The organism is Aeromonas sp. 600724, from assembly GCF_049175135.1.
Classification (GTDB): domain Bacteria; phylum Pseudomonadota; class Gammaproteobacteria; order Enterobacterales; family Aeromonadaceae; genus Aeromonas; species Aeromonas veronii_A.
On the sequence record NZ_JAAKUM010000002.1, the window covers coordinates 225,839 to 240,182 of the forward strand.

At 55.6% G+C, this 14,344-nt stretch carries 11 protein-coding genes and 1 tRNA gene; 7 read left to right on the top strand and 5 right to left on the bottom strand.

Features of this window, described 5'->3' with window-relative positions; genetic code table 11:
- Positions 1-4: 4 nt before the first annotated feature.
- A complete protein-coding gene (chbG, locus tag G5168_RS03220) occupies positions 5-769 on the top strand; it encodes a chitin disaccharide deacetylase (protein ID WP_227342216.1) in 765 nt (254 codons plus the stop codon).
- A gap of 84 nt (positions 770-853) precedes the next feature.
- Here the strand turns inward: chbG and G5168_RS03225 are convergent.
- Positions 854-941 (bottom strand) — tRNA-Ser (locus G5168_RS03225).
- A 208-nt stretch (positions 942-1,149) separates the two neighbouring features.
- Between G5168_RS03225 and G5168_RS03230 the strand changes: the two genes are divergently transcribed.
- The 3 genes from G5168_RS03230 (at position 1,150) to G5168_RS03240 (ending at position 4,499) form a co-directional block, all read left to right on the top strand.
- The gene (locus G5168_RS03230; RefSeq protein WP_227342215.1) at positions 1,150-1,806 is read left to right on the top strand and encodes a Bax inhibitor-1/YccA family protein; all 657 of its coding nucleotides are present in this window, start codon (positions 1,150-1,152) and stop codon (positions 1,804-1,806) included.
- 164 nt (positions 1,807-1,970) lie between these two features.
- On the top strand, positions 1,971-4,124 hold the full coding sequence (gene yccS, locus G5168_RS03235; RefSeq protein ID WP_421205452.1) for a YccS family putative transporter: 2,154 nt from the start codon (positions 1,971-1,973) through the stop codon (positions 4,122-4,124).
- Positions 4,125-4,148: 24 nt separating this feature from the next.
- A complete protein-coding gene (locus G5168_RS03240) occupies positions 4,149-4,499 on the top strand; it encodes a TusE/DsrC/DsvC family sulfur relay protein (protein ID WP_019446869.1) in 351 nt (116 codons plus the stop codon).
- Between the two features lie 111 nt (positions 4,500-4,610).
- On the opposite strand, the gene G5168_RS03245 is transcribed toward G5168_RS03240, so the two are convergent.
- The 3 genes from G5168_RS03245 to G5168_RS03255 form a co-directional block, all read right to left on the bottom strand.
- Entirely contained in the window at positions 4,611-5,525 is a 915-nt protein-coding gene (locus tag G5168_RS03245; RefSeq protein WP_421208563.1) for a Gfo/Idh/MocA family protein, read from the bottom strand.
- Between the two features lie 127 nt (positions 5,526-5,652).
- Positions 5,653-5,784, bottom strand: coding sequence for a hypothetical protein (locus G5168_RS03250; protein WP_421251832.1), 132 nt, complete (start codon positions 5,782-5,784; stop codon positions 5,653-5,655).
- A gap of 272 nt (positions 5,785-6,056) precedes the next feature.
- Complete coding sequence (locus tag G5168_RS03255; protein WP_421251833.1) at positions 6,057-7,007, bottom strand: transposase; 951 nt, start codon at positions 7,005-7,007, stop codon at positions 6,057-6,059.
- A gap of 345 nt (positions 7,008-7,352) precedes the next feature.
- On the opposite strand from G5168_RS03255, the gene G5168_RS03260 reads away from it, so the two are divergent.
- From G5168_RS03260 to G5168_RS03270, 3 genes are all read left to right on the top strand, one after another.
- Positions 7,353-8,852: a histidine-type phosphatase gene (locus G5168_RS03260; RefSeq protein ID WP_421251834.1), complete on the top strand. Its 1,500-nt coding sequence runs from the start codon at positions 7,353-7,355 to the stop codon at positions 8,850-8,852.
- Between the two features lie 358 nt (positions 8,853-9,210).
- On the top strand, positions 9,211-10,797 hold the full coding sequence (locus G5168_RS03265) for an AAA family ATPase (protein WP_421251835.1): 1,587 nt from the start codon (positions 9,211-9,213) through the stop codon (positions 10,795-10,797).
- Complete coding sequence (locus G5168_RS03270; RefSeq protein WP_421251836.1) at positions 10,794-11,693, top strand: HNH endonuclease; 900 nt, start codon at positions 10,794-10,796, stop codon at positions 11,691-11,693. Before G5168_RS03265 ends, G5168_RS03270 begins: the two co-directional genes overlap by 4 nt.
- Before the next feature lie 111 nt (positions 11,694-11,804).
- Here G5168_RS03270 and G5168_RS03275 read toward each other — a convergent pair whose 3' ends face one another.
- The gene (locus G5168_RS03275; protein ID WP_421251837.1) at positions 11,805-14,204 is read right to left on the bottom strand and encodes a YgiQ family radical SAM protein; all 2,400 of its coding nucleotides are present in this window, start codon (positions 14,202-14,204) and stop codon (positions 11,805-11,807) included.
- Positions 14,205-14,344: the final 140 nt, after the last annotated feature.

Sequence of the window (14,344 nt, forward strand, 5' to 3'; positions counted from 1 at the left end):
CCTCATGAGCAAAAGATTGATCATCAACGCCGACGACTTCGGCCTCTGCCGCGCCCAGAACTACGGCATCGTAGAGGCGTTCGAGCACGGGGTCGTCAGCTCCACCAGCGCCATCGTCACCTCCCCCGCTATCGCACACGCCGCCTGGCTGGCCGAACGCTTCCCCGAATTGCCAGTCGGGCTGCACTTTATGCTCAGCTGGGGGAAGCCGCTCACGCCGCTCACCTCGCTGGTGAACGAGCAGGGCGAGCTCAACAAGGGGATCTGGCACAAGAGCGAGGCGGGAGAGCTGGATCTGGCCGAGATATCCGGTGAGCTGGCGAGTCAGTATCAGCGCTTTGTCGCGATTTTCGGCAAGCAGCCGACCCATATCGACAGCCACCACCATGTTCATATGTTGCCGACACTCTACCCGCTGGTGGAGGCTTTCGCCAAGGCGCATGGCCTGCCCCTTCGCATCGACCGGGGCGAAATAGCCCGCCACGGCCTGACCGTCACCCACCCGCAGAGCTGCGATCGGTTCGACGACCGCTTCTACGGCGCGCAGCTGACCCAAGCCAGCCTGCTGCAACTGCTCGATGAGGCCAGTGAACTGGGGGCCCATTCGCTCGAGATCATGTGCCACCCTTCCTTTGTCGATCTTGAAATGCAGGGCAGCTCCTACTGCCAGCCCCGCCTCAACGAACTGGCGATCCTGACCGACCCGTCCCTGCCCGCCCTTATCGCCGAGCGCGGCTACCGCCTCGCCAGCTATCGGGAGTGGCAATAGCCGCAGGCCATCAGGTGGACCGGTAAAAACCGCAGATACAAAAAAGCCCAAGCGATTGAATCGCTTGGGCTTTCTCTTTGAATATGGCGGAGGAGGTGGGATTTGAACCCACGGATGGTCGCCCATCGCCGGTTTTCAAGACCGGTGCATTCAGCCGCTCTGCCACCCCTCCGAACGGCGTGCATACTACGCTAAGCCCTTGTTCATATGCAATACATATTTCCTGTGGGATAGTGTGCGGGAGCAAAATGGCAGGTGGCTTGAAATTGTTCCTCGTCATCCCTATTTGTTCTACATACAATGCGTAAACATGCAGTAACAAACAGCGATCACGAGGCGGCTGCTCGCCGTCTCACCCGGACATAAAGAGGACACCCAAGATGGATACCCGTTCTATCTACACTGGCACCCAAAGTGCCGTACGCGATACCAACAAGGTGCTGCGTAACACCTATATGCTGCTCTCCCTCACTCTGGGCTTCTCTGCCGTGGTGGCGGGCATCGCGACCGTAATGAACATGCCGCCGCTGCACTGGGCCATCTTCCTCATCGGCGTATACGGTCTGATGTTCCTGACCGAGAAGAATCGCAACAACGGCATGGGGCTGGTCTTCACCTTCGCCCTGACCGGTCTGCTGGGCTATAGCCTGGGCCCCATCATCAACATGTATATGAACAATGGTGGTGGCGAGATCGTGATGACCGCCCTTGGCGGCACCGCGCTCACCTTCTTCGGTCTGTCGGCCTATGCCCTGACCACCAAGCGTGACCTCTCTTTCATCGGCGGCATGCTGTTCGTCGGTTTCTGGGTACTGCTGGTGGCCATGATTGCCAACATCTTCCTGCAGATGAGCGCCCTGAGCCTGGCTCTGTCCGCCATGTTCATGCTCTTCTCCTCCGGTGCCATCCTGCTGACTACCCAGCAGATCGTGCGCGGTGGCGAGACCAACTACATCTCTGCCACCGTCACCCTGTATGTCTCCATCTACAACATCTTCCTGAGCCTGCTGAGCCTGCTTGGCGGCAACCGCAACTAATCAGAAACCCCGCTTCGGCGGGGTTTTTATTGGCGCCGATTTTTGTCAGGATAAGTTGTAAATCAAGGATATGAAGCGAAGTGGCCCTGATTTGGATCAGGGCCACTTCGCGCTTGGCGGGTTACTATCTCGCTCTCGTTTCGATCAAGGGTTTCACCTGTCTCATGCCGATGGATCTCTCTGGCCTGCTGCGCCGACTGCTGACCGATAGTCACATCTACTTCGCTCTCAAGGTGCTGCTGGCCATTCTCGGTCTGCTCGCCTTCACCCTGGCCACCGGCAATATCCAGCTCACCGTGCTGCTCTCCCTCGGGGTCGTGGCGGGTGCCATTGCCGAAACCGACGACAGCCTGTGGGGACGCCTTAAAAACCTCGCCATGACGCTCATCTGCTTCATGTTCGCGTCCCTCTGTGTGCAGTATCTCTACCCCACCCCCTGGCTGTTTGCCATCGGGCTGGCCAGCTCCACCTTTATCTTTGTGATGGTGGGGGCCCTCGGTGCCCGCTACGCCACCATCAGCTTTGGCTCGCTGCTGATCGCCATCTACACCATGCTGGGGGCCGCCAAGGCGCCGGATCTCTTCTACCAGCCGCTGGCACTCGGCGCCGGCGCCCTCTGGTACGGGCTGGTCTCGTTTATCTGGCTCTGGCTGCTGCCCTACAAGACCCTGCACGAGCAACTGGCCCAGAGCTACTTCGCCCTTGGCCGCTACCTGCTGGAAAAGTCCCGCTTCTTCCCGGCGGACGAGCACGGCGCCCAGGCCATTCGCCACAATCTGGCCCAGCTCAACATCAATCTGGTGAGCGCGCTGACCCTCACCAAGTCGGCCCTCAACGCCCGCCTGAGCCGCCGCCATCCGGCGAGCCCCGAGCTGGCCAGCCTGCTGCGCCTCTATCTTCTGGCGCTGGAGATTCACGAGCGAGCCACCTCCAGCCACTATCCCTACAGCCGGTTGGAAGCGGAGCTCAAGCAAGGCATCGTACTGGAAGGATTTCAGGAGGTGTTCCTGCAACTCTCCGAGGCATGCCAGCGGCTGGGTTACGCCATTCTGGTGCACAAGCCCTACGCCCATAACAAGCGCATCCACTGGACGCTGGAGGCCCTAGGCGATCAGCTGGAGTTCACCAATCTCAAGCAGCACTACCCGAAAACCCTGCTGACGCCGATGAAATTCCTGCGCCGCAATCTGGCCAGCATCAACCAGTTGCTGGGCAGCGCCGAAGTGCTGCAAAACCCCGAGCAGCCGGAGCAGGATCTGCCAGCGCTGGCGCGCCCCCCCCGCCTGCCGCTGCTAGCCCAGCTCAAGCAGCACCTCACCTTGCACTCCATGGTGTTTCGCCACGCGCTGCGTTTGTCGCTCGGACTGGTGATCGGCTACGGCATACTGCAAACCTTTGATATGGATAAGGGCTACTGGATTTTGCTGACCGTGCTGTTTGTCTGCCAGCCCAGCTACAGCGCCACCCGCCGCCGACTGGTGCAGCGGATGCTCGGCACCTTCGCAGGTATTCTGGTGGGTATTCCGGTGCTCTGGCTCTTCCCCGAGCTGCACGTTCAGCTGGTGGTGATGGGGCTGGCCGCCTTCCTGTTTTTCACCCAGGTGCGCAACAACTACAGCGCCGCGGTCTGCTTTATCACCCTCTACGTGCTGATGGCGTTCAATCTGCTTGATGGCATCGGCTTTGCCATTCTCGGGCCACGGCTGCTCGATACCCTGCTCGGCTGCCTGATCTCTTACGGGCTGGTGGCCTGGCTCTGGCCGGACTGGCAGTACAAGCGGCTGCCGACGCTTATCGCCAATTCGCTCTCGGCCAACGCCCGCTACCTCTCGGCGGTGCTGGCGAGCCTCAAGCAGCAGCGAGACGAGTCCATCGACTATCGGGTGGCGCGCAAGAGCGCCCATCTGGCAGACAGCGAGCTGGCCACCGCCTGGCAGAGCATGCTGGTGGAGCCGCAAAAGCGCCGCCGCTTCCTCGATCTCTGCTTTACCCTCACCTGGCGCAACCATGCCCTGCTCTCCTACATTTCGGCGCTGGGAGCCCATCGCGACAAGCTGGAGGCCATCAGCGGGCTGGATGAGGTGCGCCACCACATCTGCCACACCTTGGAGCAGGCCGCCGGACATCTGGCGGGCAACCCCTCCAGTTCCATCGGTGGTCAGTGCCCCATTCTTTGCACGGACAGCAGCGAGGAGCAGCTGATGCTGACCCAGCAGCTCAACCTGATCAGCGAGCTGGCGGATCAGCTGCTGCATCTGGCCAACGAGAGTCGGTTGCTCACCGGGGATCAAGGCGCTACCATGCCCGCCCAATCCTGATAGCCCCATTAGCGAGGAGCCCCCATGTCTGCGTCCGAAAAACATCAGCTGGAATTCAACGGCCAACTCATCGAGACCGATGCCAAGGGCTACCTGCTCAACAGCAACGACTGGAGCGAGGAGCTGGCGCTGGTACTGGCTGCGCAGGAGGGGATCACGCTTGAGGAGCCGCACTGGGAAGTGGTGCGCTTTGTGCGCGCCTTCTATCTGGAGTTCAACACCTCCCCCGCCATCCGCGCGCTGGTCAAGGCGATGGAGAAGCAGTACGGCCCCGAGAAGGGCAACAGCCGCTACCTCTACAAGCTGTTCCCGGAAGGGCCCGCCAAGCAGGCGACCAAGATTGGCGGCCTGCCCAAGCCGGTAAAGTGCATCTGATCCCATGCATCTCATCCCATAACAACGGGGGCCGCAACTGCGGCCCCCGTTGTTTTTCATGCGTCTTTCTCACGCACCGCGCATTCATGCCACGCGCACTTCCAGCCAGCCTTATCCCCGCTTGTCAGCCAGCACGACCAGCTGCTCCGCCAGCCGGTGACCGTGCAGGTAGGAGGCGATCAGCTCGCTATCCGCCTTGCCGATTTCAACCTGCTGATACCAGTGCGCCAGCATGGCGGCAAAGCCGCGCTGGGCCAGCACCGGCTGCCAGTCGTTGGGGCTAAGCATCTCGGCCTGCTTATCGCGGGCGATGATGCCGCGAGTGCAGTTCTCAAGGTGCAGGGAGAGGTTGTCGCCGTAGGCATCGATGCGCTCCTCGGTGATCCCGGCGCTGCGGTTCATGCTGCCGCTGATGGCACGATCGCCGCTCTGCCAGCTGACGCTTACCCCAGCCAGCAAGCTGTTGTCCTTCGTATCAGGTCGCAATACCGCATGAAAGTCGCCGCCCGGCACGCCGCCATAGAAGCAGAGGCTGTCGAGCACATGGATAAAGTCGTCGAACAGGAAATCCCGCGCCTTGCCCGGCAGAGCGAAGCGGTGTTTTTGCCAGTTAAGCTCGGTGAGCGGCTGGGCACGGGCAGCATCCATGGCGGGCAGATAGCGGCGGTTAAAGCCGGTAAAGAGGGCGCAATCTTGCGCAATGGCGAGGTTGGCCAGTCCCTCGGCCTCGGCCAGATTGTCGCACAGGGGCTTATCGACAAAGGTAGGGATCCCTGCCCGCAGGCACTGCTCGACCAGCTCGCGGTGAACGGCGGTAGCGGCGTGGATCATCACGGCGTCGGGGCGACTGGCCAGCATGGCCGCCACATCGGTAAAGCACTCGGCGACCCGATACTGGCGGGCCAGCTTTTCCAGCACTGCCGGATTGCGGGTGCAGAGCAGCGGGGTGACCCGCTCGTCGCTCGCCAGCAGCGGCAGATAGGCTTTCTGGGCGATATCCCCCAGACCAATCATGGCAATGCGCATCTCAACTCCTTTTCACTCGATAACGGACAAGCGGATAACTGCCCGCACCATCGCAGGATTTGTCCCGCAGATCCAGCCTGCCGTTAGCGCACTGGCTGGTGGCGGCCGCTCTGTGCAAACGGCGGCGTTATCCGGGCATGGCAAGATCGCTGACCGACTTGATCACCTCGGCCAGCCACTCGATAGCGAGATTGCCCTGGCTTTTGCGATGTCTGCCAACCACCACCTCGAACTGCTGCGGCGTTCCGGTCAGTTCCACGTTGCGAAAATCGCCGAGGGCGGCGATGGCCGACGGAAGGAATCAAATTGGGACACCCACCTTTTGGAGCGGGAGAAATTGGGACACCCATCTTTGGAGCAAGCCACTACTAGGCTACTTGCAGGCCCAATAAGAGGAGGTATCCGAACTGATGCCTGCAAAAGTTGGCTGGTGGGAGAGATTGCCAGGTTTAGAAAGCAACAGCCCCTGCACAGCCATTTATTGGACTATGTGCAATACCCGGAGCTATCAGCAGGGTGGATGCAAATCTATCACAGCCTTGGTTGATGGCATCGTCGCTGGCCACAGTGGCGGGCAAACTGCTGACATTGATCTCTGTCTCCCACCACTCTGATCCCTTGTCGCCTGAACAGCGTCACCTGCTTCAACCAGCGAACAGCATCGAGTCCCAATCGTTCCAGAATGGGTCCAAATTGGGCCGGAATATGACCCAGCTTGTCGGGCCGAATAGCACGACCAGTCCAATCAACCAGCATCAGGTAGTCGCTGAAGGCATAAGGCAGCTCTTCAGGCTTACCCTGGCGGGCAAACGGCAGCAAAAGTGGTGGCAAAACCTCAGTAGTAGCAGGCGCGTCAAGGCGCTGTTTGATACTGGTGTATTCACTCTGCTCTGGCCGATCGGTCAACGCAGCTCGTATCGGATTGAGGTCAACATACGCCATACAGGCCAACAAGGCGGATTCGGTGAGCAAAGCCTGACTCTTGAAGCGCCCCTCCCAGAAATGGCCCTTGCAACCATCTTCCTGATTGGCCTGACGGGCCAGATTTTCATTGAGTAGCCGAATAAACCAACTTATGGAGTGAAGCCGCTCCCGCCATTGGGCCAGCAATTGCTGCACGACAGCCAGCTCAGGCTCGATCAACATCTCCCCCTGATACCAGCGCCTGACCAAATGCGGCCACTGGAATAGCGCCGCCCAGCGCTCAGCCACCTCCCGCTCACTCCAGTTGGCTGCGGTATCGGGCTCCACCTTGAGCACCAGATGATAATGATTGCTCATCACCGCATAAGCACAAATGCCAATTGCAAACAGCCGCGATAGTTGCCCCAACTTGTCGACCACCCACTGACGCCGATGCTCATAACTCTGGCCAGAATGGGCATCGTCACCACACAGAAAGGCTCGCCGCACACAGCGGCTGACCACATGGTAGTAAGGCGTATCCTGCAAGCTGATTTGACGTGAACGGGCAATGGTCATGGCACATCCCTCAACGGTGACCTCTTAAGTCAAGAACAGCCCTACGCCACTGTCAAAAAGGTGGGTGTCCCGAAAAAATGAAGTGCTCTATGTCGATGCCTGATACGGTTCAGGTGTGAACCGAATGCCTTTGTAATGCCTTGTCGATGTTTTTCCTCTTCCCCGAAAGCGCCAGCTCTCGGGGCTTTTTGCATCAACAGGGTGGGGGTTCCGAAAAAGAGATTCTCTCCCTTTGCTTACTGCTTTATCAGAAGTCATCAGCCTGTCATCTGGCTGACATCCCGCGGTCATTTTCAAGCCATAGAGTTTTTCACTTATTTTTCATATGGATAGATAAGGAACATCATGACTTTCCCGCGCTCTTCTTATGTGGCTTTGGCCGTCTCGCTGGTCTTGCTTGGCGGCTGCCAGTCAGAGAACGAATCGTCTGCCGACAGCCAGGGCAAAACCGCCTACCAATACAGCACCAAAGCGGTCTACAGCCCGCAGCAGCAGGCGGAGAGCTACGAGCCAGCGCCTCAGGGGTTCAGCCCGGTCTTTACCGAGATGGTGGCGCGCCATGGCTCGCGCTCCCTCTCCAGCCCGAAATATGACGTGCTGACCAAGCTGGTATGGGAAGAGGCGCAGCGTCAGGGGGCGCTCACCACTCTCGGGCAGGGGCTGGGAGGCAAGGTCGATCTGGTGACGGCCGCCAACCAGAAACTGGGTTACGGCCTGCTCTCGGCGCTGGGCAAGGAGGAGCACGCCAATCTCGCCACCCGGCTGGCGGCGCGGCTGCCGACCCTGCTCAACAGCAGCGAGCCCCACTGCATCAAGGTGGTCACCTCGGGCAAGGACAGGGCCAACGAAAGCGCCTTCTACTTTATGGAGAGCCTCAAACGCAACGTGAGCTATGTCAGCGACTCGGCGCAGTGCTACCTCACGCAGGATGACCCCTCGAAGATCGACAAAAAGCTGGTCAACAAGTTCGAGCTCTACTTCCACAAGACCACGCCCGAGGGGGATTACGCCCGCTACCTGCCCGCCTATGAGAGCTACCAGCGCTTTATCGGTGACGAAGATGCAGGAGTCGCCCCGGCCCCCGAGCTGGCCAGGGCGCTGGATCAGCTTAAAAACCTGAGCAAGACCAAAGAGATGGCCCGCAGCATGCTGGAGCGTATCTACAGCAAGGGCTTTGTCGACTATCTGGCGGGCGGCGTCGAGTTTGTCGCCGTCAACCCGGAGGATGGCGGCATGACCTATGTGCGCGACGAGGTGGATGCCGCCCTGATGCTCTACAACCTCTTTATCATCGGCCCCGGCATGATCCGCGAAGCACAGGCACAGGGCAGCGAACCCTGGGCGCTGGAGCAGTTCCTCACCCCGGAGGAGTCTGCCTGGTTCTCCTACCTCTCTGATGCGGAAGATTTCTACGAGAAGGGGCCGAGCTTTGCCAACCAGAGCGCCCCCTACGCCATTGCCCAGCCGCTGCTCGACGGCCTGTTTGGCGAGGTGCAACGTCAGGTCGTGGAGGGTGAGCAGAGCCGACGGGCCACCCTGCGCTTTGCCCACGCCGAAGCCATTATCCCCCTCGCCGCCCTGATGAAGCTGGAAGGGAGCCGTCAGGGGGCCAGCCCGGATCAGCTGTTCAGCCAGCAGAACAACGAGTGGCGCGGCGGCTGGGTCTCCCCCTATACCGCCAATATTCAGTGGGATATCTACCAGAACGGGCAGCGGCAGGTGCTGGTCAAGATGCTCTACAACGAAAAGGAGATCGCCTTTAAAACCGGCTGCCAGCCCTACCAAAGCGGCAGCCACTACTACGACTTCGAGGAGCTCAAGCGCTGCTACGGCTATAACGGCTAACCCTTCGCACGCCGGATATGGCAATCACCAGGGGCGACCAGCAGGTCGCCCCAATTCACTCCCCTTCCCTGCCTGCCTGCCAAAGCGGGATATGGCTATAAAGCTGCCTTCCGGCTCCATTTGCTGATCAATCTCAAAAAATGATTAATTTCTGATAGTTAAGTCACTTTAAGGCTCGCCTACACAGTTTCGTTTGGCTTACCATGGTCATTCAGAACCTGCTGACCTGCGATGGGTTGCTGCCAGCGCGGGTGAAGGGAGCATATTGGAAGCTGTAATCCATGGGCGGTAGCATTGCTCATTGCTCATTGCTCACAAAGGTGGGTGTCCCAGATTTCTCCGTATTCTATGGTGAATTATGAGTTTAAATTTCATTGTTATTGATCGTGGTCAGCACAAGCCAACACCTGTTTTTAATACCGCCTATCTTCGGATTGATTATTGGAATGATTATTCCTTTGTCACTATGTTTTATCTAACTGTGTTTGATCAAACAGGGGCCGAGCATGACATTGGGAATATTAAAATTGCATTCAAAGGTCAGACAGAACAAATTAGCACACACTCCACACTAGAAAGAAATTTTTCTAGCCTCACAGATGAATATTTTTCGCTTGGAGTTGATCTGGATTTTTATGAGAATTTAGGTCGATTAGATACGACTATTAAAGATAATATTTTGAGCTCTTTACAGGACATTGTATTTCTACCAGGAAGATTACCTGAACTTGAAAATGAGCGAGTATTAAACATATCTTTATTACGTGGTGTGTCCCTTTCCGATATTCACGGTCAATTTGCCAGAGTTTTGAAAGGATTAGTAGCATTATCGGATTTTCACTTTAACTTTATTCGTAGTGGCGTTAATGGGCTATGTGATTTGCGAATAACTTTCACAGTTAAAGTTGATGCCATTCCGAGCACAAATATTCACGCATTAATTGGCCGTAATGGCTGTGGTAAAACAACCATATTAAATGGCATGATTGAGGCTATAACTGACCCCACTAATAACACTCTTTACTTTACTGAAAAAAAAGGTCTATTTACTGAACCCAAAATACCAAATGGATATTTTAGATCTCTTGTTTCTGTCTCCTTTAGTGCTTTTGACCCTTTTACACCACCAAAAGAACAACCAGACCCAGCTAAAGGAACCAGATATTTTTATATAGGTTTAAAAAATAAAGAAAACAATCAACAGCTAAACACACTTGATGATCTTCGTTTAGAGTTTGTTACGGCATTGATCGGCTGCTTGAGCGCTGAAAAGAAAAAAGACATTTGGATCAACTCTATTAACAAACTAAGTAGCGACCAAAACTTTTCCAATATGGGGTTGAGTGTTCTATGTGATAAATATTTAGAACTTAAACAAATGCATGTCAATCTCCAAGTCGATAGTAATGACTTTAGGGATTTGTTTTATAATAATATATATCGCTATTTGTCCAGAATGAGTTCTGGTCATGCAATTGTATTATTTACTATAACTAGACTCATTGACACTGTCGGTGAAAAATCTCTGGTGTTACTTGATGAACCAGAAGGGCACCTACACCCCCCACTACTATCAGCATTTTTAAGAACATTAAGCGACCTTTTATATACAACAAATGGAGTCGCGATAATAGCTACACACTCACCAGTTGTCTTGCAAGAAGTACCCAAGTCTAATGTTTGGAAGGTTATACGCTCTAGAGAAGCTATAAGTGTTGAACGCCCAGATATTGAAACGTTTGGCGAGAACTTAGGGGTTTTAACACGTGAAGTTTTCTCCCTAGAAATAATTAATTCTGGATACCATTTTTTATTAGCAAAATCTGTCGACACAGGAATGTCATACGAGGATATCCTAACTAAGTATAATAACCAGATTGGCTTGGAAGGACGAACTGTTTTAAAAGCAATGGTATTGAATAGGGAGGCTAACAAAAATAAATGAAAAAAATAGTCCCTCATGAAATTTCGTTTCAAGATATGCTGCTTAAGTGTGCCGAAGGCATGGAGCAAGTCAATGTACAGTCAGATTTTAAAAACCAACTCCCTATTTTTATAGCTCGAGAAAATATCTACCGAGAACTGGGGGGGAATGGAGTACTTTTTAAATATCCTAAAATAGAGCCGCTAACTGATACTACTCTCGTTGTTGGGCATTTGACAAAGTCAAAATTAATTAATCTTTATGAAAACAACTTAAGAAATAAAAATAAGCCTGCTAGAATATACTATGATGAGCTACTTGTCTCATCTGGTGAAAGATGTCCATTTTGTGGTGATATTGGATATACTAGAAATCTAGATCACTTCCTACCAAAGGCTCATTTTCCTGAATTTTCAGTTATGCCTCTCAATTTAGTCCCTTCATGCCGCGATTGTAACATGGGGGAAAAAGGACAAAAATATGCTCAAAGGGAAGAAGAACAAACGATTCATCCATATTTAGACAAAGATATTTTCTTTAAAGAACAATGGGTTTTTGCTAATTATATTGATGAGAATGAAGGTGCGCTAAATTACTATGTAGAATGCCCTATATTTTGGCGACAGGAGGACAAGTATAGAGCAATCAATCATTTTAACAATTTGGGACTTACTAATAGATATCAATTGGAAGCGGGTAAACATCTTAGTGAATTAATTGATCAGAAAAAATCATTTAAAAAAATGATACTAAAAATCAACCCCCAAATAGACCCAATATACATGCAAAATGCTTTTATTGAGGCCAATCTTCAACCATTGATAGATTCTAGTCAATTTCCAAACCATTGGAAAAAAGTTATGTATCAATGCATAGCCAAGTCAAATGAATTCTTTAAAGACTATCAACTACGGTAAGTTAATATTAAAAATTCATTATATAAATAACATCAAAAATTATTTACATATTTTAAAAAGGCGACCATCTGGTCGCCTTTTTATTTTCTATCGCTTTCCAATCAGCAAATATTACCGCGCCGGTCGCTTGGCACCATTCCCTTTGGCCGCTGGCTTGCCGCCTTGAGCGGCGGGTTTGGCGGAGCCGGCACGGGTCGGCGCCTTGCCCTTGTGGGCGGGTTTGCCGGTCGGTTTGCCCTTGCCAGCACTCTTGCCAGCACTATGACCTGCGCCTTGTCCGGCGGGCTTGCCGTTCCCCAGCTTGAGCTCGGAGCCCAGCGGCTTGCCATTGCCCTTGCCGCTCTTGTTGGCGTTGCCGCTAGCGTGCTGGCCGTTGCTCTGGCCCGCAGCCTTGTTGCCTGCGCCGTTGCCACGCTGATGGGCAATGTTACTGTGGCGAGTCAGGGCCGGTTTCATCCCCTTGCCGCTGGCGGCGCGCTCGTTGCGACCTTCTGCTGGCACCAGACAACCCGGGCCACTGCCAATCAGGTGGCCCTTGCCCATGGCGAGCAGGGCTTCACGGATCATCGGCCAGCCTGCGGGGTCGTGGTAGCGCAGCAGCGCCTTGTGCAGGCGACGACGACGCTCGCCCTTGGCGACAAAGACATCGCCCCCTTCTCGGCCCACCTTGTTTAACGGGTTTTTCTCCGTGTAATACATGGTGGTGGCGTTGGCGAGCGGCGACGGGTAGAAGTTCTGCACCTGATCGAGCTTGAAGCGGTTCTCTTTGACCCAGAGCGCCAGATTGACCATGTCTTCATCGGTGGTGCCCGGGTGGGCGGAGATGAAGTAGGGGATCAGGTACTGCTGCTTGCCCGCCTCTTTGGAGTATTTGTCGAACAGCTCCTTGAACTGGTAGTAGCTGCCCATACCCGGCTTCATCATCTTGGAGAGCGGCCCCTCCTCGGTGTGTTCTGGCGCGATCTTGAGGTAGCCGCCGACGTGGTACTTGGCCAGTTCCTTGATATAGCGGGGATCTTCCACCGCGATGTCGTAACGCACGCCGGAGGCGATGAGGATCTTCTTGATCCCCTTGAGGTCGCGCGCCTTGCGATAGAGGTTGATGGTCGGGCTGTGATCGGTGTCCATGTGCGGGCAGATGGTAGGCCAGACACAGGATGCGCGACGGCAGGTCTGCTCGGCCTTGGGGCTCTTGCAGCGCAGCTTGTACATGTTGGCGGTGGGGCCGCCGAGATCAGAGATGACGCCGGTAAAGCCCGGCACCTTGTCGCGGATATCTTCGATTTCTTTCAGGATCGACTCTTCCGAGCGGCTCTGGATAATGCGCCCTTCGTGCTCGGTGATGGAGCAGAAGGAGCAGCCGCCAAAGCAGCCGCGCATGATGTTGACCGAGGTCTTGATCATGTCGAACGCCGGGATCTTCTCCTTGCCATAGGCGGGGTGCGGCACCCGCTGGTAGGGCAGGCCGAATACGCCGTCCATCTCCTCGGTTTCAAGCGGGAAGGCGGGCGGGTTGACCCAGACGATGCGATCGCCGTGGGCCTGCGCCAGCGCGCGGGCACAGCCGGGGTTGGTCTCGTGGTGCAGAATGCGCGAGGCGTGGGCGTAGAGCACCTTGTCCTCTTTCACCCGCTCGAATGCCGGCAGCTTCACATAGGTTTTTTCCCACGGCTTGGGCTTGGGCGGCTGCACCAGCACAGGCTGGGCTTCCTGCGCGGCAGGGGCCGCTTCGGTCGCATCGTCAGAGCATGGGGCCCCTTCCATATAAGGGTTCATGATGGGATCGATGCGGCCAATCTGGTCGAGCTTGCTCGAATCCACCCCTTTCCAGCCCGGCAGCGGCTCCTTGCGGATAACGGCGGTGCCGCGAATATCCTGCATGGTGTCGATGGTCTCCCCCGCCGCGATGCGGTGAGCCACCTCCACCAGCGGCCGTTCGGCGTTGCCGTAGATCAGGATATCGGCCTTGGCATCGAGCAGGATGGAGCGGCGGATGGTCTCGGACCAGTAGTCGTAGTGGGCGATACGGCGTAAGGATGCCTCGATGCCGCCGATAACGACGGGCACCTCCTTGAAGGCCTCCTTGCAGCGCTGGGTATAGACCAAGGTGGCGCGATCCGGTCGCTTGCCACCCACATCCCCCGGGGTATAGGCGTCGTCGTGGCGCAGCTTCTTGTCGGAGGTGTAGCGGTTGATCATGGAGTCCATGTTGCCCGCGGTCACCCCGAAGAAGAGGTTCGGTTTGCCCAGACGCATAAAGTCATCCTTAGATGACCAGTCCGGCTGGGCGATGATGCCGACCCGAAAGCCCTGCGCCTCCAGCATGCGGCCGATGACCGCCATGCCGAAGCTCGGGTGATCCACATAGGCATCCCCCGTCACCAGAATGACGTCGCAGCTGTCCCAACCCAGCTTGTCCATCTCTTTGCGGGACATGGGCAGGAAGGGCGCCGTGCCGTAGCACTCGGCCCAATAGCGGGGATAGGAGAAAAGGTTGGGTACCGGCTGCATTTTGAACACCTGGAAAAATTCGGGTCGCGCATTATACCGGTTGCGGCCAAGGGGGGCGATGGCTTTTTGTCCCCAGCATTCGCACGGGAAAAGGCGCTTTGCCATCCAACACCCGCATCACGCCACCACAAACAAGCACG